We start from the raw sequence: 21677 nt of genomic DNA, 5'->3' as shown, positions 1-21677 counted from the left end.
GGCATGGAAATCGATCTCGAGGGCACTGCTTACGCAGTCGATGGCGACACCAATCCGGTGGCCGAGGCCGCACTTGCCGCGTTGCAGGCCAATGGCGGCCATCTGGTCGAGGGTTCCCATGCACGGGCCGCCGATATCCTGCTGATCTCCTGCGCGTTGTGGCCAGGATCGGCGACGCGCGATCCGCGGTCTCACTACGCCGATGCGCGCAAGGCTGCCGTGACCATGACCGAGCGCGGCAGCGGGCGCATCGTCTTCCTGCTGTCGGTGACCGCCGGCATGCCAATGCGCCGCCATCCGCGCTTTTCCATGGAGAACGCCTCGATCCTTGCCGGCATGCGCACGCTGGCCATGGAGTTCGGCCCTAAGGTGCTGGTCAATGCCGTCGGCGTCGGCACGGTCGAGGATGAAACCATGGTTTCGGGCGACAAGGCCATGCTCAGCCACACACCGGTCGGCCGCGCCGGCAGCATCGAGGAAGCAGTTGCGGCCGTGCTGTTCTTCTGCGATCCACTGAACACCTATGCGACCGGCCAGATGCTGGGTGTCGATGGTGGATGGATGGCAGGCTATGGGCGTAATTTCTGATCGGTTGACGCTCAAGGCCGAAGCGCTTGAGGTCGCCCTGGTGCCGCAAATCGGCGGCAGCGTCAGTTCGCTGCGCTGGCACGGCATCGATCTCATGCGCCGGCTTTCGAAGGAGGATCTTGACGCCGGCAATGTGCTTGGCGTCGCCATGTTCCCGATGATGCCCTACGCCAACCGCATCACCGGAAACGCCTTCGAGTTCGCAGCAAAACGCTGGCAGGTCCTGCCCAACAATCCGCCGGAAAAATTCAACGTGCATGGCAGCGGCTGGCAACACGCCTGGACTGTCACCAAGGCAGGCGCCATCGACGCGACGCTGTCGCTGGACATCGCCGCGGGACCGGAGCCCTATTCCTACCGCGCGACGCAGGCTTTCGTAGTCTCCGAGGAGGGCCTTAGCGTGACCATGACACTGACCAACACTGGGCTGGTCGACATGCCGTTCGGCTTTGGCCTGCATCCCTGGTTCGATCGCAACCCGGACGTGACGCTGCAGTTCAAGGCCAGGCACTTCTATCTCGAAGGACCGGAGAGCATTTCCGGTGATCGGATCACGCTTCCACCCGAACTCGACTATGCCGAGACTCGGCCCTTGTCGGGCGGCTGGCGCAACAACGACTATGGCGGCTGGAGCGGCGAAGCGACCCTTCGCTTTCCGTCACGCGGCGTCGGGTTGCGGATCGCTGCGGATCCCGTCTTCAAGCATCTGATGCTTTATGCCGATCCCACAAAACCGTATTTCTGCGTCGAGCCGCAAACCAACGCCTCCGGCGCATTCAACCGGGGCAGATGGGACGATCCGAACGAAGGCGTGATCGTGCTTGGCCCCGGCGAGAACGCTGCTGGCACAGTCTTGTTCATGCCCTTTGCGGTTAACACCTAGAGCAGCCGCGCCAGTAGCCCGCCATCCACCTGCATGGCGCTGCCGGTCACGAAGGACGCGGCATCGGAGATCAGGAAGCCTATTGCCGTGGCGATCTCCGAAGGGTTGGCGATGCGCGCGATCCTGTTGGGCTCGAAGGACAGGCCCAGTGCTTCCGCACCGCCGGCCGCTTCCAGCCCGTCCAGCGTCATCCTCGTGGCGACGGAACCGACCAGCACGGCGTTGACGCGGATACGGTCGACGGCATAGTCAAGCGCCATCTGCCGCGACAGGCCGACGACCGCCGCCTTTGTCGCGGCATAGGCAGGCACACCGGGAACCGTTGCGTCGGCATGCACGGAGGCGATGTTGACGATCGAGCCGCCGCCAGCCGCGCGCAGCAGCGGCAAGGTCGCGCGGCAGACGCGAAAGATGGCCGTCAAATTGACGGCGATGGTCCTGTCCCACTCCTCGTCGGAAAGCTTTTCAAGCCGCTTGCCGGTCGGATAGATGCCGGCGCAGTTGATGACCGCGTCGAGACCGCCAAACCGCCCTGTCGCTGCCGCCACGGCCGCCTGCACCTCGGCCTCGCGGGTGAGGTCGCTCTGGTGAAAGATCAGCTGGCTTCCGGTATAGCGACCGGCGAGCGCGTTTCCCTCTTCGCCATCCAGCCCTGCGCCAAAGACCTTGGCACCTTCGGCGGCAAGGTACTCCGCTGTCGCCCGGCCGATACCGGTCGCAGCCCCCGTGACGAAAACGCGTTTGCCGGCAAAGATCATGCAGAGACCTGTGAAGCTATCGCGTGGCGTTCCGCTTGCGCTGCCGTCACCGAGCGCAGCACGCGGTCTTCGCCGCCTTCGCCGCGGCCGAATTCGTCGACGATGCGGCCATCGGCAACGACGAGGCAACGGTCGCAAAGGCCGATCAGTTCTTCAAGCTCGGAAGCGACGATGAGCAAGGCCACGCCCTTCTCGGCGAGCTCAACCACAAGCCGGTAGATCTCGTGCCGGGTTGCCGCGTCGACGCCCTTGGTCGGCTCGTCGAGCAGCAGCACTTTCGGCGCCCGCATCAGCACGCGGGCAAACAGCAGCTTCTGCTGGTTGCCGCCCGAAAGATGGGTGACCGCGGTCTGCGGCGACGATGCCTTGACGTTGAGCGCGCGCATGGCGGCGAGAATCGAGCTGCGTTCCAGTCCGCCACGCACCATGCCATGCCGCGATAGGGGCGCGAGATTGCCGATGGTGATGTTGGCGCCGACCGGCAGGTTGAACAGCAGGCCGTCGCGCTTGCGATCCTCGGTCAACAAGGCGATGCCGGCGGCGCGGGCATTGCTTGGCGATTTGATCGCTACAGGCTGATCAGCGACACGGATTTCGCCCTCGGCCGGCACCCGGCCATAGATGCCGTGCAGGATCTCGCTGCGGCCGGAACCGAGCAGCCCCGCCAGTCCAACGATCTCGCCGGCGGCCACCGAGAGGTTGATATCCTTCGCGCCATGAACAGCGCCGCTGTGGCCGGCGACAGTGAGACGGCGGACCTCCAGCGCGGTCGGCGCGCCGACAGGTGCAACATGCTCGGGAAACAGCCGATGCAGCCTTTGGCCCGACATCGAGAAGATGAAGGTCTCGGCATCGAAATCCTCCCTTGCGATGCGTACCGCCACTTGTCCGTCACGCAGCACGGTGGCGCGGTCGCAGATGGCGAGCACTTCGGGCAGGCGATGGGTGATGTAGATCATCGCCACGCCTTGCGCCTTCAGGCGCCGCAGTACGCTGAACAGCGCGTCGACTTCCGTGCCCGACAGCGAGGCCGTCGGCTCGTCCAGCATCAGCACGCGCGGCTTCAGCACGATGGCGCGCGCAATCATCACCAGATGGCGCTGCGCCGAGGTCAGCGACGCGACATAGGCCCGGGGATTGATGTCGATGCCAAGCTCGGCAAAGATCGCGCCGGCGCGCTGCTCGAGCTGGCGCTGGTGGACGAGCATGCCGTCACTGAGACCGGTCCGGCCGGCAAAGACGTTCTCGGCGACCGAAAGCTGCTCGAGCACCTCGATTTCCTGCGGCACATAGCCGACGCCGTTCGACCGCGCATCGGCAGGCGAGGCGAAACTGACCGGCCGTCCGTCAAGTTGGATGGCGCCGGTGTAGGAGCCGGCCGGATGCACACCGTTGAGGATTTTCACCAGGGTCGATTTGCCGGCGCCATTCTGCCCAAGCAGGGCATGGATTTCGCCCGATGTCACATCGAAGTCGACACCACGCAGTGCTTGCACGCCGCCAAAATTCTTGGCGATTGCGTGGGCCGAGAACAGAGGCGCTTGGGCGGTGTTGGACACGGCGATCCTCTCAAAAGGCACCGGGCCCGCGCAAGCGGACCGGGCGGGAGCTGTTACTGGCCGGCGCTGTCCAGCATCTTGTAGTAGGGGGCGAGGTCGGCTGATGTGATCACCTTGGCCGGCAGCGGATTGCTGTAGGGCACGGTCTTGCCCTGGGCCAGATCGCCCAGCAGCTCGGCGACCTTGGCGCTCTCTTCATAGAGCGGCTGCGCGACGATGCCGTAGGCGGCGCCCGATTTTACCAGATCGAGGTTCTGCCGAATATAATCCATGCCGATGATGACGACATCGCGCCCGGCCTTGCCGGCCGCCCCCGACCAGGTCTGGATGCTGTTGCCGGTAGTGCCGAAGGCGGCGGTCACGTCGGGATTGCCTTGCAGGATCGCCACCGCCTTGGCTTCCGCCGCCGAGGGTTCGAAGCCTTCCATCTGGGTGTCGAGCACTTTGATGCCGGGATATTTCGCGGCGATGGTCTTGCGGAAGGCATCCGACATGGCGTTTTCGGTGTCGTTGGAGGCGCCTTGCGTCAGTGCCACCGTGCCCTTGCCGCCGAGCTTGTCGCCGATGGCGATCGCGGCGTTGGTCCCGGCCTCGGCGATGTTCTCGCCCGTTGCCGCTTTCAGCCCGTTTACGGTCCCTTCGGGCGGCAGCACGTGCCAGGTGACGATCGGGAAGCCCTCCTTGGCCAGCTTGGAGATGTAGGAATAGATGGCCGGATCGGGACCGTAGACGCCGATGGCATCGTATTTGGTGCGGGCGAGGGCGGCTTCGGCAAGCGGCAGCGTTGCGGGGATGTCCCAGTTGGTGGCGCTCGGGTCGCCGACGACCTCGCAGGTGTAGCCGAGCTCCTTGCACTTGTTGAGGAAACCGGCCTGCATCAGCCGGTGCACGGGATGATCCTTCATCGCCTGCACCCAGAGCAGGTGGATGTCCGCCGCTCGGGCCAAGCTCACCGAGCCCAGCGAGGTGGCAACGGCCGCCGCTACCAATGCGGCTCGGATCACCCTCTTTTTCAAATGGATTTTCATGTCTTACCTCCCTTGGTTGGCCGGCATTTTGCCGGTGCAATGTCCACGGCCTCTCAAGCGCCGGCGATGAAATAGCGGCGGCGCACGATGTCGAGGCCGACAGCCATGACCATGATCACGCCGACCGCGATCTGCTGCCAGTTGGAGTTGACGCCGATGACGACGAGGCCGCTTTGCACCACTTTCAGCATGAGAATGCCGACGACGCCGCCGGCCACCGTGCCGGCGCCGCCGAACAGGCTGACGCCGCCGACCACGACACCGGCGATGACCGTCAGTTCCCAGCCGCTGCCGATCGAAGTGCCGCCGCTGCCGAGATCGGCCATGACGAACATGCCGGCGATCGCCGACAGCGCGCCGACGGTGATGAAGGCGCCGATCTTGTAGGCGCTGGTCTTGATGCCGACGAGATGCGCCACTTCCTTGTTGCCGCCGGTGGCATACATGTTGCGCCCGAGAACGGTGCGCCGCAGCACGAAGTCGGCAAGGATGGCGGCGACGATGAAGAAGGCAAAGCTCCAGCCCAGCCCAAAGGCGAGATCTGTGCCACCGATCGTGTTGATCGCCTCGGGCAGCGGATAGACGGGATAACCGCCCGTCACCACCTGGATCAGGCCCTGGCCGATGAACAGCATGCCGAGCGTCTGGATGAAGGCGGGGATGCCGACCCTGACGACGATCAGGCCATTCAGCAGGCCGATCAGGGCACCGACGGCAACGCCGCCGAGAACGCCGACGGTCACCGGCAGGGCGGCCGCGGTCATCAGCTTGGCGGCGATCACGGCGGACAACCCGGCCACCGAGCCGACCGACAGGTCGAATTCGCCGGCGACCAGCAGGATGGTCTGGCCGATGGCGATGATGCCGACAAAGGAGACGACGTTGAGAATGGCGCGGATGTTGCGCTCCGACAGGAAGGCCGGTTCGATCAGCCAGAAGAAGGCGATCAGCAACGCCATGGCCGCCAGCACGCCGACTTCGCCGACGGCAATCAAGCCTATCAGTCGCCGCCGGAACGATCGCGCGTCCCGGAGCGGCGCGCTCACCTCAGCCGCGCTGTTCATCCTGACCTCCCTGGCGGCGCCTGTCGCCGGCTCTTGCGGCCGGCTCCATTCACCTGTGCCGATCCTGGCGCACTCCTCTTGGCCATTAAGATTATAATATTATAACTTGTCAACGGCGAATTTCCTGGCAGTGCATAGCCAGCTCCATCGCTGGAATGCATTCGCGCCAACCGCTATGAATGGGCGTTTACGCCGCGGTCCGCGGGACATTGCTGACGGATCGCGCTCTCTTGGAGCATGGTGATGGTCGACGAGCCGCCGGCGGGCGAGAAGAAGCGGCAGCGCCTTGGTGTCCGCGAGATCGCCAAGCGCGTTGGTGTCGCGCCGATGACGGTATCGCGGGCGCTGTCCAATCCCGACATGGTCTCGCCCGAGACGCGCGCGAAAGTGCTTGAGGCTATCGAGCAGGCCGGCTTCGTGCCCAACCGGCTGGCCTCCAGCATGCGCGGCAATGGCCGCATGATCGGCACGGTGGTGCCGCCGCTGATCAATTCGGGCATTGCCGAACAGGTGCAAGGCATGTCGGACGAATGCCATGAGAGCGGCTACTCGATGCTTCTGGTGCAAGGCGAATTCACGCAGGAGGCCGAGGAGAAATCGATCCGCAACCTGCTTGGCTGGCGCCCGGTCGGCATGATCCTGCAGAGCTTCGTACAAAGCGAGGCGGCGCGCGGGCTTCTGAGGAGCAGCGGTGCGCCGATCGTCGAGATTTCCGAAATCAAGGGCCGCAAGCCGATCGACATGGTGGTCGGCGTCTCCAACTTCGAGACGGCCTATGCCATGACCATGCATCTGGCCGCCAAGGGCTACAAGCGCATCGGCTTCGTCTCGACGCCGATCCATGGCAATGATCGCCTACAGCAGCGCCGCACCGGCTATCATGCCGCGCTCACCGAACTCGGCATCAAGAACCATGCCGACATGGAGGTCGAGGTGCCGATCACCGCGCAAGGCGGCGCCGAGGCGCTGGTGACGCTGACCTCCCGTCACAGGGATATCGATGCCATCTTCTTCTCCAGCGACACGCTGGCCGTCGGCGCCGTGCAGGAGTGCCACCGCCGCCGCTGGGCGGTGCCGGGCAGGATCGCGATTGCCGGCTATGGCGACATGGATCTGGCCGCGCAGCTCTATCCGCCGCTGACCACGGTAAAGGTCAACCGCTACGAGATGGGCCGGCGCGCCGTGCGGCAATTGCTGGCAAGGCTCGGCGGCGACACCAAGGTGCCGACCATCACCAGCCTCGGCTTCGAGATCGTCGACCGCGAAAGCGCCTGATCAGGGTTTCTTCCTGCCGGTCTCTTCACGTCGTCCGAGGCGCTTTTCCCAGCCTTCGGCGTGGACGTTGAGATAGGCATCGGGATCGTAGGGATGATCCTTGATCGCATCGATGTTGAGATCGATGCCGAGCCCCGGCGCGTCCGGCAACGACAGGTGGCCATTGTGGGGATTGACGGTTGGGTGCCAGGTCACCAGGTCGCGTGTCCACGGGTCGTTGAAGGCGTCGAAATGCTCCTGGATAAGGAAATTCGGCACCGCTGCCGCGAGCTGCAGGCACACCGCCGTAGCCACCGGTCCACCGCTCTGGTGCGGCGCGATATGGCTGCCATGCGCGAGCGCCAGATTGGCCACCTGCATCGACGGCCCGATGCCGCCGAGCGACATCGGCTCAGGCTGGAAGATGTTGACGCCGCCGCCGGCGGCCAGCGTGTAGAACTGGCCGACCGTGTCGTACATCTCGCCGGTCGCAACCGGGATCGGCGAGCGATGCGCCACTTCATGCACGGTCTCCTGCCGGTCGCGCGAGGTCGGCTCCTCCCACCAGTAAATGTCGAGATCGGAAAATTTCTGGGCTGTCTGAAGCGCCGCGATCTCGGTGAAGCGGGCATGCACGTCGATCAGGATCAGCGTGTCCGTGGGCAAGCTGTCGCGCAGCATCCGGCAGATAGCGTAGGAGAGGTCCAATTCCTCGCGCGAAATAAACCCTTGCGCGGTGCCGAAAGGGTCGAGTTTGAATGCCTTAAAACCCTTGGCCAAAACCGCTTTGGCGGCCTCGAGGAAGGCTTCCGGCATGCGTTCGGTGCGGTACCACCCATTGGCGTAGCCGAGCACGCTGTCGCGCACCTGGCCGCCGAGCAACTGGTGGATCGGCACGCAGAGGCTCTTGCCCAGGATATCCCAACAGGCGACCTCGATCGCCGCGATCACCGTGCGGTGGATATGGCCGCCATCGAGCGAAACGCTGTCCAGCAAGCGCTTGGCCAGCGCATTGATGCGGCGCGGGTCTTGGCCGATGGCGAGATGCTTGAGCTCGTGCACCCCGGCTTCGGTGGTCTTGATGAAGCCGTTCAGCGTGCCTTCGCCAACGCCGTGGATGCCTTTGTCGGTATGCACTTTGACGAACAGCCAGTTCTTCCAGCCCGCGCCGACGGCAAAGGTCTCGATCTCTGTGATCTTCATGCGGCAGTCCTAATTCAGGGCGGCGATCGTTGCGATGACGGCCTCGGTCGTCAGGCCGTACTTCGCTTGCAAGGTCGGCACCGCGCCGCATTCGATATAGCGGTCGGGCAGGCCGATGCGCGTTACCTTCTTCGCGATGCTGGCATCGAACAAGGTCTCGACCACAAGGCTCGCCAAGCCGCCGACAACAACATGGTTTTCCGCCGTGACGATATGGTTGAAGCCGGTCGAAAATTCGGCCACCGCCTCGGCGTCGAACGGTTTTATCGTCGGCACGTGCAACACTCCGACGGAGATGCCTTGTTTGCGCAAGGCTTCCGCCGCGTCCAGCGCTCGCTCGGTCATCAAGCCGGTCGAGATGATGCCGACATCCGAGCCTTCGCGAAGCTGTCGCGCTCTGCCTATTTCGAAGCGATAGCCAGCTTCAAATATCACCGGCACGTTGCCACGCAGCAGCCGCATATAAACTGGACCACGATGCTCGGCGATCGCGTCGGTCGCAGCCTCGATCTCGGTGGCATCGCAGGGGTCGATGATGGTCAGGCCGGGGATCATGCGCATCAGCGCCAGGTCCTCAATCGCCTGATGCGTGCCGCCATAGCCGGTGGTCAATCCCGGCAGTCCGGCAACGATCTTGACGTCGAGGCTGGAGTGGGCGAGCGCGATGGCGACGAAATCATAGGCGCGCCGGGTCGCGAACACACCATAGGTGGTGGCGAAAGGCACCTTGCCGGTGCGCGCCAGTCCGGCGGCGACGGCGACCAGATTCTGCTCGGCCATGCCGACATTGAAAAAACGTTCCGGAAAGGCATCGCGGAACGGCAATATGTCGGTGTATTTGCCGAGGTCGGCGGTCAGCCCGACGATGTCGGGGCGGCTCTGGCCAAGCCGCGCCAAAGCCTTGCCGAACGGTGCCTCCACGCTCCGTTGGCCACCGCCGACCGCTTCGTCCTGGCCCATGGGCAGCGTGCGTCCGGGCTCAATCGCCGTGCTGCTCATTGGGTTGCTCCCACGGTCTTTTCGAACTCGGCGATGATGCCGTCCCACTGCGTCATGTCTATGCGGAAGAAATGCGATTTCTCGCTGGTCTCAATGCGCGGCACGCCCTTGCCCGGCAATGTGCGCAGCACGATCGCCTTCGGCTTGCCGTTGCGGTCGCGTGCGCCGGCCAGCGCACCGACCACCGCCTTCATGTTGTTGCCGTCAATCTCCGATGTCTGCCAGCCGAAGGCGCGCCATTTGTCGGCGACCGGTTCCATCTCGAGCACCGCCGGCCCATCGGCCTGTATGCCGTTGCAGTCTATCAGCGCCACCAGCCCGTCGAGCCTGAAATGGCTGGCCGACATCGCCGCTTCCCAGGTCGAGCCTTCCTGCATTTCGCCATCGGACAACTCGACGAAGACGCGCGCGTCGGATTTGTCGACGCGCAAGCCCAGCGCCTGGCCGACGCCTTGTCCCAAACCATGGCCGAGCGAACCGCCGATGACCTCGACGCCGGGCGTGGTGTCGAGTGTCGACATTTCCAGCCGGCTATTGTCGGCGCCGTAGGTGGTGAGTTCCTCGACCGGGATGATGCCGGCCTCGGCCAGCGCCGCCCACAGTGCAATGGAATAGTGTCCGGTAGACAGCAGGAAGCGGTCGCGATCGGGCCATACCAGATTCTGCGGATCGTAGCGCAGTTCGTGGAAGTAGAGCGCGGCCAGCACATCGGCGATGCCGAGGCCCTGGCCGATATAGCCTTGGCCCTGTCCGCGCGCCATGGTCAGCATGTGCCGGCGCAGCCGTGTCGCCTTGCGTTCGAGCGCGCCAATATCGGCACTGCCGGGTGGGGAATTTCGCAACATAAGGTCAGTCCTTGTCGAGCCCGCCCGACATGTTGAGGCGCTCAGCGGTCATGTATTTGGGCGAATCGAGGCAGAGCCAGACGACGGCCTCGGCGACTTCGGAAATCTCGGCGCGTCGGCCGAGCGGGATCCGTCGGGTGCGCTCGTCGAGGAAGGCTTGCAGGTCGTCGCGGCCATTGGCGCGGGCGAGGTCGACCTCGGTCGACCGCTGCATCTCGGTGTCCATCATGCCCGGCGCCAGGCTGTTGACCAGTACACCGTAGGGCGCCAATGCAACCGCCGCGGCGCGGGTGATGGAATCGACGCCGGCCTTGCTCGCCGTGTAGGCGGTGTAGTCGGGCAGCGCCATGCGCGAACCGGGTGAGGTGATGTTGATGATGCGCCCCGAACGCTGCTCGCGCATCACCCGGCCAGCCGCCTTGCAGGCCATGGCAAGTGCCGTGACATTGAGCGCCAGCGTGCGTGTCCAGGACTTGTAAGTGGCGTCGAGGAACGGCTCGATCACACCATAACCGGCATTGTTGACGAGGATGTCGATACCGCCCCAACGCGCGACCACCTTTTCGACAGCTGCCTCCGGCGCGCCTTCCCTGGTGAAGTCGCCGATGATCGTCTCGGCCTCGGAGCCTTTCTCCCGAACAAGGCGAGCGGTCTCGGTCGCGCCTTCGGCGTTGATGTCGGCGATGGCGACCGCGCATCGACGGGCCGCCAATTGTATCGCCACCTCGCGGCCGAGGCCGCCGGCGGCGCCCGTGACCAGCGCTCTGCGTGGCGTGGTATCGAGAATTTCGGCAGGCATGCGAGCACCCTCCCGGTGGCCATCTTGACGAAATTGATACCGGTACCATAAATGGCTGTCAACGGGGATGTGCTATTGTCCGCCGACCGAGCGGTCGGTCGGTACAGGGAGGAAAAAATGAAAGTCGTCGCGCTCGAAACGCTGCAACTGGCGGAGTTCCCGTTCCTGTTCTGGCTGCGCGTCCACACCGATGCCGGCCTCATCGGCACCGGCGAGACCTTCTGGGCGCCGGGGCCGGTCGCCTCCTACATCCACGACAATGTCGCCGCTTACCTTCTGGGCAAGGACCCGCGCGACATCGAACTGCATGACCGTACGTTGGGCAGCGTCTATGTCGGCGCGCGCGATTCCGGCGCCGAGGTGCGTGGCAATTCCGCCGTCAACATCGCACTCTGGGATATATATGGCCAGGCGCTCGGCGAGCCGGTCTGGCGGCTGCTTGGCGGCCGTACCCACAAGACCGTGCCGATCTACAACACTTGCGCCGGCTACAAACATGTCCGCGCCACGAAGAAGAACGCTCTGTTCGAGCGCGGCGAGGACTGGTCGCTCAAGGCAGGCGATTCGAACGAAGGCCCGTATGAGGATCTGCTCGCCTGGCGCCACAATGCCGGCGACCTCGCCAAAAGCCTGAAATTCGAAGGTATCAAGGCGATGAAGATATGGCCGTTCGACATTGCCGCCGAGGCCTCGAACGGTACGCGCATTTCGCTGGCCGACCTCGACAGCGCGCTGCAGCCGTTCCAGAAAATCCGCGACGCCGTCGGCCGCGACATGGAAATCATGGTCGAACTGCACGGCCTGTGGACCTTGCCGCCGGTGCTGCGCATCGCCGAGGCGCTGAAAGCCTACGACGTCGCCTGGCTGGAGGAGCCTATCCGCTACAACGAGCTCGACGCCATGGCCGAGCTTGCCCGCCATACCTCGATCCCGATCGCCGCCAGCGAGCGGCTCGCGTCGCGGCAGATGTTCAAGCAACTGATCGACAAGCGCGCCGCTTCGGTGATCATGATCGACCTCGCCTGGTGCGGTGGTCTGTCCGAGGCTCGCAAGATAGCCAACATGGCCGAAGCCAGCGAACTGCCGGTCACCTTGCACGACTGTACCGGGCCGATCGTCTATGCCGCCAGTTGCGCCCTGTCGGCGACCTTGACGAACGTCAATTATCAGGAAGCGGTGCGGGCCTATTTCACCGGCTGGTACACCGAGATCGTCGCCGACATTCCGCTGGTCAGCGACGGCCATGTCGTGCCGCTGGAGGGGCCGGGGCTCGGTCTCAGCTTGCGGCCGGAGCTGTTCGAGCGTCCCGACGCCACGGTCCGGATCACCAAAATCTAGCGCCCGCGCGCCTCTGTTCAGTGTCGGTAGACATTATGCTATTATAATCTATTATGCGCCGAAGCGGGCGACCAACAAGCTCGCCGCCGGCGCTCTGCCGTCCGGCGTCAGACGTATTCAGGGAGGCTTTGGTGGCAATGTCTGCGGCGCGCACGCGCGAGGAGTCCAGGGGTGCGCCAAACCTCCCCGACCGCAAGATTCTGCTCGATCTGTTCGAACGCATGGTGCTGTTGCGCCGCTTCGAAAGCATCGCCCAAATCGCCTGCCGCAAGGGCGAAACGCCCGGCTTCCTGCATCTCTATATCGGCGAGGAGGCGACGGGCGTCGGCGTCTGCGCGCATCTCAGGCCGACCGACTGGGTCACATCAACCCATCGTGGCCATGGCCACGCGCTGGCCAAGGGCGCCAACCCCGGACGTGTGATGGCGGAGCTGTTCGGCAAGGTCGACGGCATTTGCGGCGGCCGTGGCGGCACTATGCATCTCTACGACCGTTCGGTCGGCCTGTTTGGCACCAATGGCATCGTCGCCGCCGGCATCGGCCATGCGGTCGGCATCGGTATGAGCGCCCGCCAGCAGGGCCGTGACGACATCGGCGTGGCCTTCTTCGGCGATGGCGCCGCCAATCATGGTGGCTTCCACGAGGCGCTTAACTTTGCCGCCGTGCAGCGCGCGCCGGCGGTGTTCGTCTGCGAGAACAATCTCTACGCCACCGCCACGCCGCTGAAATCCGTCACGCTCAATCCCGAAATCGCCACCAGGGCCGCGTCCTACGGCATGCCAGGCGTTGCCGTCGACGGCAACAACGTCTTCGCCGTCTGGCTCGCAATGAAGGAAGCGACTGAGCGCGCCCGCGCCGGCAAAGGTCCGACGCTGATCGAGGCCAAGACCTATCGCACCGTCGGCCACCATGAGGGCGATCCAGTCATCGGCACCTACCGCACGCAGGAAGAACTCGACGCCTGGATCAGGCGCGATCCGATCGACATGTTCCGCAAGAAGCTGGTCGAGGACTATGGCATCGCCGACACGGAAGCTCTCGCCGCCATCGAAACGCGGATCGACAAGGTGGTCGAGGAAGCGCTGAGCTTTGCCCGCAATTCGCCCGAGCCCGACCCGGCAACGGTGCGCCTGCATGTCTTTGCCGATCCGATCAACCCGCCGGCAGCGCTGCAGCCGCGCGCCGTCGGCGAGACGCGCACGCAAGGCTGGCTCGAGGCGGTACGCGACGGCATCGCCGAGGAAATGCGCGCCAATCCGGCAATCCTCTATTTTGGCGAAGGCATCGGCGAGCGTGGCGGCAGCTTCGCCCACACCAGAAACCTCTGGCAGGAGTTCGGCGCCGAGCGCATGGTCGATACGCCGATCTCCGAACAGGGCTTCACCGCCGCCGCCGTCGGCGCCTCGGCTACCGGCGCGCGCACGGTCTCCGACCTGATGTTTGCCGACTTCGCCTTCGAGACCGCCGGCCAGATTTTCCTGCAGGCCGCCAAGTTGCGCTACATGACCAGCGGACTGATGAGCGCGCCGATGGTGGTGCGCGTCGGCGCCGGCGCGCTGCGCAGTTCCGGCCCGCACCACAGCGGCATCTATCATCCGGTCTTCGCCCATATGCCGGGCCTCATCGTCTGCGTTCCCTCGAGCCCGGCCGATGCCAAGGGGCTGATGAAGACAGCGCTGAGGGCCGGCGATCCAGTCATCATGCTCGAACCCAAGGCGCTGTTCGCCTCCAAGGGCGAGGTGCCGCTTGGCGAACATTTTGTCCCGTTCGGCGTCGCACGCATCGCGCGGGCCGGCACCGACATCACCGTCGTTGCCGCAGGGCAGATGGTGCAGCGCGCGATTGGAGCGGCGGAGGCATTGGCGGCCGAAGGCATCGAAGCTGAGGTGATCGATCCGCGCACCATCATGCCGCTCGACATCGAGACGATCGTCGCCAGCGTGCGCAAGACCCATCGCCTGCTCATCGTCGACGAGGCCTGGGCGATGTGCGGCCTGGGTGGCGAGATCGCGCAAGCCATCAACGAACTTGCCTTCGATGAACTCGACGCTCCGCCCGGAAGGCTGCACACCGCGCCGACCTCACATCCCTTCGCGCCCGTACTGGAACGCGCCATGCTGGTCGACATGGAGCGCATCGTCCAGGGCGTGCGCGACGTCATCGCCGGCAAGCCGCCGATTCCCGATCACTGGTACACGGTCGGCCTGGAAAGTGCCGCACCGGCTAAATCGGCACCTGCTCCCGCCAAGGTTGCGCCCGCTGCGCCCCAGGCACCCGCCGCCGCCGGCGACGACGAGCCGGTGACGATGCCGTTCGGCGATCTCACCGTCAGCGAAGGCACCGTCATCAAATGGCGGAAAGCGGTCGGCGATGCGGTCAAGGAAGGCGAACTGGTCGCCGAGATCGAGACCGACAAGGCCGTGGTCGAGATCGAGGCGCCAGTCAGCGGCACGCTTGCCGTGATCGACCAGCCGGTCGGCGCCGTGGTGCCGATGGGTGGCCGCATTGGCGGCATCAAGAAATAGTCACCACTCTCCCTGTAAAATCCGAAGGGCAAGCATGAAGATCCTGTGCGCCAACTGGCAAGCCGCCGATGAAGCCGAACTCGAGCGCGAGCACTATCCCGACATCGAGTTCATCCTCGCCAGGTCGACCAATCACAAGCCAGCCATGCTCGATCCGTCGGCCTGCGAAACCGCCGATGCGGTCATCAACTATTCGCCGACGCACAATGTCGCTGCCGCTCCCACCGCGTTTCCCAAGGCCAGGATCGTGGTACGCTCGGGCGTCGGCTTCGACAACATCGACACGGCAGGCTGGGGCGCGCGCAAGATACCGGCCTGCAATGTGCCGGACTATGGTACAACCGAAGTCGCCGACCACGCCATCGGCCTGATGCTGGCGCTGACGCGCGGCACCTCCGCCTATGGCGCGGAACTCACCGGCAATGGCGCCGAAGGCTGGCATTTCTCCAAAGCGCCGCTGGTGCGCCGGCATAAGGGCGCCACCTTCGGCATTGTCGGACTTGGCCGCATCGGCCTCGCCACGGCCCGCCGCGCAGCCGCCTTCGACATGAAGGTGGTGTTCTACGACCCGCATCTGTCGTCCGGCGTCGACTTGTCGACAGGCTACGAGCGGGTCCATTCGTTGGCCGAGCTCATGGCGCGCGCGGATGTGGTGAGCGTCCACACGCCATTGAGCGAGGAAACCCGCAAGCTGCTTGGCGCGGCGGCCTTCGCCGCGGCCAGGCCCGGGCTTGTGCTGATCAACACCGCGCGCGGCCCGATCGTCGATCTCGACTTGCTCGAAGCAGCCATGCGCGCGGGTACCGTCACCGGCGCGGGGCTCGACGTGCTGCCAAGCGAACCCGGCGATCTCGAACATCCGTTGCTGGCGGCATGGCGACGCCGCGAAGCATGGATCGCCAACCGCCTGATCGTCACCCCCCACGCCGCCTTCTACAGCCCGGCATCGATGCGCGATCTCCGGCTGAAATCGATCGAGGTCGTGCACGCATATCTTGCGGAGGGGCGGCTGACCAACTGCGTCAATTCAGAGTATTTGAAATGAACGCAATGGCGGCGCAGGCAAGGCGTCTCGCCGTTTCCCCATACGCCCGCCGCCTGGCGCGCGAGCGTGCGCTGCCGCTCGAAGTCCTTCGCGGCAGCGGCCCCGGTGGCCGCATCCTCGCTGCCGATGTCACCGGCTACGTTCCGGCTGCCACGCTGGTCGTTTCGCCTGATATCGCCGCCCCAGCGGCGGAGCCTTCCACTGCTGCGCCCCGGATCGCTGCCTTTGCGACGTCCGTTGCCCTCCGCGCGCTGCGAGACCTGCTGGCGGCACTGGAGAGCTCTGGAAGGCTGTTCGACATTGACGACGTGCTGCTGCGCGCGGCGGGCAGAGCATTTGCCGAGATACCGGACGCCGCCAGGATCGGCACGGCATCCGTGGCGCTGGAACTGGCGGGCCGGCAAGCCGTGTTCGACATGATCCCCGAAATGTCTCTGACATCGCTGTGGGAGACGCGGCTCACTGCTTTGGCCGACAGTCGTGACGATGCGGAAAAACCTGCCGCATTGTCCCTGCGGGTGTTGCCGGCAAGCGACGTCAGGCCGCTCATGATGCCGCTTCTGCCAGCCCGCGCCATGCGCTTGACCGTCTCGCTCGACACATCAGGCGATCACGCCGAGTGCCTGCTGATGGCGGATACGGGAAGCATTGACGAGGCAGCGGCGGCCTTATGGCTTTCGAGCCTGAAAGCCGCGATCGAGCATCCGCTTCGGCTCTTCGTCTGAGACGGTTGATGATCGTCGGGCTTGTTTTTTGATCCCAAAACCGGAGCCACTTTTGGGTGACATGCAATAGCCTCCGGCGCAGGAAGCTATTATAAAAGCTTCGACACAGGCGCGACGAGGCACATGGATCACTCCGTTCCCACCATCGACAGTCTTCCCAAGCGCACACTTGGTCGCGCCAACGGCCCGCTTTACCGCCAGCTCGCCGACATCCTGCGCGAGCCGATCGGCAACGGCACCTTTCCCGTCGGCGGCGAACTGCCGAAGGAGGCGACCATCGCCGAACATTTCGGCGTCAGCCTGATCACCGTACGGCAAGCGTTGCGTGACCTCGAGGCCGACGGGCTGATCAGGAAGCGGTCGGCCAAACCGGCTGTGGTCACGGCGCGCAGTCCATCGGTCAACCTGAGCTGGAAATTCAAGAACTTCGCCGACATGGCGGCCTTCACCAAGGACGCGCAACTGACGGTGAAATCCTATCGCAAGGAGGTTTCGCCCGTGCTCCAGCGCCATTTCGGCATGGGCAAGGACGAAGCGGGCTACTGCTTGCGCGGCATCCTGTCGGTGGGTGAGCAGAAGAAAGCTCAGATCACCAGCTATTTCCCGCCAACTGTCGGAGCGAAGCTGAAGCGGGAGGATTTTTCCGACGTGCTGATCTTTCGTTCGGTGCAACGGCATCTCGGCCTGCGGCTGGACGTCGCGCATGTCACGGTCCGCGCCGAGATCGCCGATGAGGTCATCGCGGACGACCTCGGCATCGCTCTCGGCAGTGCGGTGCTGAGTGTGGAGATGCTCTACCAGTCGGCCGACCAGCAGAGCATCGAGTTCACCATCGCGCGGCATCCGGCCGATCTCTTCAGCATCAGCTACGACGCGCCAAACGATCTGGCCTGAACCCGATCGGCGGCATTGGCGCGCGTCGATTTCCTGGTTCCGGTCATGGACAGCTTTATAAAATTATAATAGCATCATAGCTAGGATGGAGGCTGCGCCGGGAACCACGATCGAACGTGGATGCGCAGCCGCATCCGACGTCGAGCATTTGCCTGGTGCGTGTCGCCCGAGTGCACAGTGGTTCTGGGGTAGCGGCGTGCACAAAACAAAGTCTGTCCATAAGGGGGTGTGCGGCGAAGGCACTTGATAGGCAGCGGCGTTCGCGCGGCTGACACCAAACACGGGAGGAGGAAAATCATGAAAGCAGGCGCATTCTTCGCCGGCCTTGCGGTGATCGCGACGACTTTGCTGTCGATCGATACCGTGCCGGCCAACGCACAGGACAAGAAGCCCTACACCATCTATCTGTCCAACAATTTCGTCGGCAACGACTGGCGCCAGCAGATGCTGCGCAGCGCCGACATCGCGGTCACGAAGCCGCCGCTTGCCGGTCGCGTCGACCTCAAGGTCGAGGTGGTCGAGACCACGGTCCAGGCGCAGATCAATTCCCTCAACAACATCGTTCGCAACAAGCCCGACGCCATCGTCATCGACGCGGGCTCCGGCGAAGCGCTCAACCCGACGATCGAGAAGGCCTGCAAGGCCGGCATCGTGGTCATCGCCTTCGACCAGATCGTCAGCGCGCCCTGCGCTTACACGATGGAGTCCGACTGGGGCCGCGCACCGCGCGTGGAGGCCGAATGGCTGGTCAAGAAACTCGGCGGCAAGGGCAAGATCCTCGTTGATCGCGGACTTGCCGGTGCTCCGATCTCCGCCCAGCTGCAGGGTGGGTTCGAGGAAGTCATCAAGAAATATCCCGGCATTGAAGTGGTCGGTTATTTCAACGGCGACTATGCGCTGGGACCGGAACAAGCCGGCGTCGCCAGCCTGCTGGCGGCGCACCCGCAAGTCGACGCCATCTTCGTCCAGGGCTACGGCGCCGGAGCGATCAAGGCGCTGCAGGACGCCGGTCGTCCGATCGTTCCCATCACCGGCAGTCCGTTCAACCTGACGACGACGACCTGTGCGCAGACCCAGGGCGCCCAGTGCATCCTTGCACCCAACCCTGCCTATCTGTCGGCCGAGGCCTTGAAGCTGGCGGTGGAGATACTCGACGGCAAGAAGCCGGCGGAGAAAAAGATCCTGCTGCGCAACGCCTTCCTCACCACCGATCCGGTCCCGTCAGGATTGTATCCCGACGCGACCATGCAGAAGATAGAGGTCGGCAAGAATGCCTTTCCGGACATGGCGCCAGGCCTGTTTCTTCCCGTCAGCCCGGGCTGGGTTGAAATCACCCCTGCCGAGGCCGCCGGCGCCAAATGAACGACGTCTGCCGATCGGCGGCGAAATGGTCGCCTCGAGGCTCCTCCAATGCGCCTTGGCTTAAATTGACAAGGCGCATTGGTACCGGTATCAATTTATGTGCAGCACCCATCAAGATGGCGAAGTCCGTCACCGGCTGATGCAGGAAACACGAAGGAGGAGAGATCATGAAACTGAAGACAGTTTGCGGCGGATTGGCAGCTCTTGCCATGTCCGCAATCGCGGTGAGCACCGCGCCGAGCCACGCCGAGAACAAGAAGACCTACACCATCTATCTCTCGAACAATTTCGTCGGCAATGACTGGCGCCAGCAGATGGAGCGTGTCGCCAACGTTTCGGTGAACAAGGGGCCGCTGAAGGGCCGCGTCGACCTCAAGATCGAGAATGTCGAGAACACCGTCCAGGCGCAGATCAATTCGCTGAACAACATCATCCGCCAGAAGCCGGACGCCATCCTTGTCGATGCCGGTTCGGACTCGGCCTTGAATCCGACCATCAAGAAGGCCTGCGACGCCGGTATCGTCGTCATCAGCTTCGACCAGGTGGTGACCGAACCCTGCGCTTTTGCGGTCGCTTCCGACTGGGATCGCATTCCCTCGGTGATGGCCGAGTGGATGGCCACGCAGCTTGGCGGCAAGGGCAACATCATCCTCGACCGGGGCCTCGCCGGGGCGCCGATCTCGGCACAGCTGCAGGAAGGCTACGAAAAGGTGCTGGCCAAATATCCCGACATCAAGGTCGTCGGCTACTACAACGGCAACTATGCACTCGGTCCGGAACAGTCGGGTGTCGCGGCCCTGCTTGCCGCCAATCCGAAGATCGACGGCATCATGACGCAAGGCTATGGCTCCGGCGCTATCCAGGCGCTGAAGGATGCCGGCCGCCCGATCGTCCCGGTCGTCGGCTTCTCCTACAATGTCGCCGCCGTTACTTGCGCGCAGACGCAAGGCGCCAAGTGCATCCTTGGCTCCAATCCTGCCTATCTCTCCTCGGAAGCGATCAAGCTCGCGGTCGACATTCTCGACACCGGCAAGAAGCCCGCCGAGCGCTCCGTCTCGGTCAAGGGTGATTTCGTCACCACCGATCCCTTCGAGTCCAAGCTTTACCCGGGCACCAAGATGATCAAGATCGCGATCGGCAAGAATGCATTTCCGGACCAGGCGCCCGGCCTGACGCTGCCGATCACGCCCGACTGGGTCGAGATCACCGCTGCGGAAGCCGCCGGTACCAAGTAAACTCCTGTCAAACGCCCCTGTCTCCCGGCGGCGCAAGGTGTCGGGAGAGCTTTTCGAAGGCGCATTCATGGACCTCGTCACCGTCAAAGGCTTGTCCAAACGCTATGGCGGCATCGTCGCGCTGAGCGAGGCGACGTTCAGTGCCCGCGCCGGCGAGGTGCACGCACTGCTCGGCGAGAATGGCGCCGGCAAAAGCACTTTCATCCAGATCCTGTCGGGCGCCGTGCAGCACGACGGCGGCTCGATCCTGGTCGATGGCCAGGACTATCGCCCGGCCAATCCGGACGCCGCCCAGGCGCTCGGCATCGCCGCCGTCTTCCAGGAACTGTCGCTGATCCCCGATCTCAGCGTCGAACAGAATATCTGGTTCCGTCACGAACCACGGACATTGCTGCGCATCGTCAACCGCGGCGAGATGCGCCGCAAGACGCTGGCGCTGCTCGACAAATATAGTTTTCCGGCATTGCGTCCCGACCAGGAATTGCGGCGGCTGACCCTGGCCGAACGGCAGATTGTCGAGATTGCCAAGGGCTTGGCCAAGGACCCGCGCATCCTGATCCTTGACGAAGCGACCTCGGCGCTGCCGGCGCGGGAGGCGGAGTGGCTGCTCAATTTGACGCGGCAATTGGCGGCCGAAGGCCGGCTGGTGATCTTCATTTCGCACCGCATGGCCGAGGTGCGCGCCATCGCCGACCGGCTGACCATCTTTCGCAATGGCAGCACCGTCGCCGCGCACGAGGCGAACGCCGTGTCGGACAACGAGATCGTCACGCAGATGATCGGCCGCCATCTGGACAGGCTTTATCCGGAGCGTGTGTCCACAGCGACAGACCACATCGCGCTGAGGGTCAGGAACTTCTCCAGCGGCAGCCGGCTCTCCGGCGTCGACTTCACGCTGCGCGAAGGCGAGGTGCTGGGTGTTGGCGGCTTGCAGGGCCACGGCCAGCGCGACCTGTTCCAGGCGCTGTTCGGCGCCAGCAAGGCGAGCGGCACCCTCGAACTCTGGGGCAAGCCGGTCTCGATCGGCAATCCGCGCCAGGCGCTGACAGGCAAGGATGGCATTGCGCTGGTGCCGGAGGACCGGCGCGGGCAGGGCCTGCTCCTGACCAAGAGCGTGCGCGAGAACCTGACCCTGTCCGTTATCAGGCGTTTTACCGAAAATGGCTTGCTCAGCCGACAAAAGGAATTGGCTCTGGTCAAGGAAATGGTCGACTTCCTGCGCATCAAGGCAGGCACGCCGGAACAGCTCGCCGGCACGCTGTCCGGCGGTAACCAGCAGAAGGTGATCTTCGGCAAGATGCTGCTCACGCAGGCGCGCGTTTTGTTGCTGTACGATCCGACGCGCGGCGTCGATGTCGGCACAAAGGGCGAGATTTTTCAGCTGATGCGCGACCTCGCGGCCAAGGGCTATGCGATCCTGTTCCATTCCAGCGACATGCCGGAACTGGTCCATGTCGCCGACCGGGTGCTGGTGATGCGCAATGGCCGCATCGCGGCGACGCTCGAAGGCGACCGCATCTCGGAGGCGGGCATTTTGCGCGCCGCCATGCTCGACAGCGAGGCGGCTTGAGGC

Annotated in this window: 19 protein-coding genes; 11 read left to right on the top strand and 8 right to left on the bottom strand. The window is 64.3% G+C overall.

Annotated features, from left to right (window positions below; translation table 11 throughout):
• Positions 1–3: 3 nt before the first annotated feature.
• Complete coding sequence (locus NKJ81_RS00200) at positions 4–588, top strand: SDR family oxidoreductase (RefSeq protein WP_352539253.1); 585 nt, start codon at positions 4–6, stop codon at positions 586–588.
• Entirely contained in the window at positions 572–1471 is a 900-nt protein-coding gene (locus NKJ81_RS00195) for an aldose 1-epimerase (protein WP_352539252.1), read from the top strand. Before NKJ81_RS00200 ends, NKJ81_RS00195 begins: the two co-directional genes overlap by 17 nt.
• Here the strand turns inward: NKJ81_RS00195 and NKJ81_RS00190 are convergent.
• From NKJ81_RS00190 to NKJ81_RS00175, 4 genes are read right to left on the bottom strand one after another with little or no spacing between them, the layout of a single operon-like run.
• Positions 1468–2229 carry an SDR family NAD(P)-dependent oxidoreductase gene (locus tag NKJ81_RS00190; RefSeq protein ID WP_352539251.1) on the bottom strand — a complete coding sequence of 254 codons (762 nt, stop codon included), beginning with the start codon at positions 2227–2229 and terminating at the stop codon, positions 1468–1470. The genes NKJ81_RS00195 and NKJ81_RS00190 overlap by 4 nt on opposite strands.
• Complete coding sequence (locus NKJ81_RS00185; protein ID WP_352539250.1) at positions 2226–3788, bottom strand: sugar ABC transporter ATP-binding protein; 1563 nt, start codon at positions 3786–3788, stop codon at positions 2226–2228. The genes NKJ81_RS00190 and NKJ81_RS00185 overlap by 4 nt, the downstream gene beginning before the upstream one ends.
• A 53-nt stretch (positions 3789–3841) precedes the next feature.
• Entirely contained in the window at positions 3842–4816 is a 975-nt protein-coding gene (locus NKJ81_RS00180) for a sugar ABC transporter substrate-binding protein (RefSeq protein WP_352539249.1), read from the bottom strand.
• A gap of 53 nt (positions 4817–4869) precedes the next feature.
• Entirely contained in the window at positions 4870–5880 is a 1011-nt protein-coding gene (locus NKJ81_RS00175) for an ABC transporter permease (RefSeq protein ID WP_352539248.1), read from the bottom strand.
• A 243-nt stretch (positions 5881–6123) separates the two neighbouring features.
• Between NKJ81_RS00175 and NKJ81_RS00170 the strand changes: the two genes are divergently transcribed.
• On the top strand, positions 6124–7155 hold the full coding sequence (locus NKJ81_RS00170) for a LacI family DNA-binding transcriptional regulator (RefSeq protein WP_352539247.1): 1032 nt from the start codon (positions 6124–6126) through the stop codon (positions 7153–7155).
• On the opposite strand, the gene NKJ81_RS00165 is transcribed toward NKJ81_RS00170, so the two are convergent.
• From NKJ81_RS00165 to NKJ81_RS00150, 4 genes are read right to left on the bottom strand one after another with little or no spacing between them, the layout of a single operon-like run.
• Positions 7156–8337, bottom strand: coding sequence for a mandelate racemase/muconate lactonizing enzyme family protein (locus NKJ81_RS00165; RefSeq protein WP_352539246.1), 1182 nt, complete (start codon positions 8335–8337; stop codon positions 7156–7158). It abuts the gene before it with no gap.
• Positions 8338–8346: 9 nt separating this feature from the next.
• A complete protein-coding gene (locus NKJ81_RS00160; RefSeq protein WP_352539245.1) occupies positions 8347–9336 on the bottom strand; it encodes a transketolase family protein in 990 nt (329 codons plus the stop codon).
• Entirely contained in the window at positions 9333–10181 is an 849-nt protein-coding gene (locus tag NKJ81_RS00155) for a transketolase (protein WP_352539244.1), read from the bottom strand. The genes NKJ81_RS00160 and NKJ81_RS00155 overlap by 4 nt, the downstream gene beginning before the upstream one ends.
• Positions 10182–10185: 4 nt before the next feature.
• Positions 10186–10980, bottom strand: a complete 795-nt coding sequence (locus NKJ81_RS00150) for an SDR family NAD(P)-dependent oxidoreductase (protein ID WP_352539243.1) — start codon at positions 10978–10980, stop codon at positions 10186–10188.
• A 117-nt stretch (positions 10981–11097) separates the two neighbouring features.
• On the opposite strand from NKJ81_RS00150, the gene NKJ81_RS00145 reads away from it, so the two are divergent.
• The 8 genes from NKJ81_RS00145 to NKJ81_RS00110 all read left to right on the top strand — a co-directional run bounded on the left by NKJ81_RS00145 (position 11098) and on the right by NKJ81_RS00110 (position 21674).
• Positions 11098–12318 (top strand): mandelate racemase/muconate lactonizing enzyme family protein, encoded by a 1221-nt coding sequence (locus tag NKJ81_RS00145; RefSeq protein WP_352539242.1) that lies wholly within the window; start codon positions 11098–11100, stop codon positions 12316–12318.
• Positions 12319–12455: 137 nt separating this feature from the next.
• Positions 12456–14843, top strand: coding sequence for a thiamine pyrophosphate-dependent enzyme (locus tag NKJ81_RS00140; protein ID WP_352539476.1), 2388 nt, complete (start codon positions 12456–12458; stop codon positions 14841–14843).
• A 34-nt stretch (positions 14844–14877) separates the two neighbouring features.
• The gene (locus tag NKJ81_RS00135; protein ID WP_352539241.1) at positions 14878–15888 is read left to right on the top strand and encodes a C-terminal binding protein; all 1011 of its coding nucleotides are present in this window, start codon (positions 14878–14880) and stop codon (positions 15886–15888) included.
• Positions 15885–16613 carry an E3 binding domain-containing protein gene (locus tag NKJ81_RS00130; RefSeq protein WP_352539240.1) on the top strand — a complete coding sequence of 243 codons (729 nt, stop codon included), beginning with the start codon at positions 15885–15887 and terminating at the stop codon, positions 16611–16613. The genes NKJ81_RS00135 and NKJ81_RS00130 overlap by 4 nt, the downstream gene beginning before the upstream one ends.
• A 123-nt stretch (positions 16614–16736) precedes the next feature.
• Positions 16737–17507 carry a GntR family transcriptional regulator gene (locus NKJ81_RS00125; protein WP_352539239.1) on the top strand — a complete coding sequence of 257 codons (771 nt, stop codon included), beginning with the start codon at positions 16737–16739 and terminating at the stop codon, positions 17505–17507.
• 297 nt (positions 17508–17804) lie between these two features.
• Positions 17805–18869 carry a sugar ABC transporter substrate-binding protein gene (locus NKJ81_RS00120; protein WP_352539238.1) on the top strand — a complete coding sequence of 355 codons (1065 nt, stop codon included), beginning with the start codon at positions 17805–17807 and terminating at the stop codon, positions 18867–18869.
• A 167-nt stretch (positions 18870–19036) separates the two neighbouring features.
• Complete coding sequence (locus NKJ81_RS00115) at positions 19037–20104, top strand: substrate-binding domain-containing protein (protein ID WP_352539237.1); 1068 nt, start codon at positions 19037–19039, stop codon at positions 20102–20104.
• A gap of 67 nt (positions 20105–20171) precedes the next feature.
• Complete coding sequence (locus tag NKJ81_RS00110; protein ID WP_352539236.1) at positions 20172–21674, top strand: sugar ABC transporter ATP-binding protein; 1503 nt, start codon at positions 20172–20174, stop codon at positions 21672–21674.
• Positions 21675–21677 lie beyond the last annotated feature (3 nt).

This window comes from Mesorhizobium sp. M0018 (genome assembly GCF_040323955.1).
In the GTDB taxonomy this organism is placed as follows: Bacteria; Pseudomonadota; Alphaproteobacteria; order Rhizobiales; family Rhizobiaceae; genus Mesorhizobium.
The sequence above is the reverse complement of the archived record's forward strand: the minus strand, read 5'-3'. Positions and strand labels throughout refer to the sequence as shown.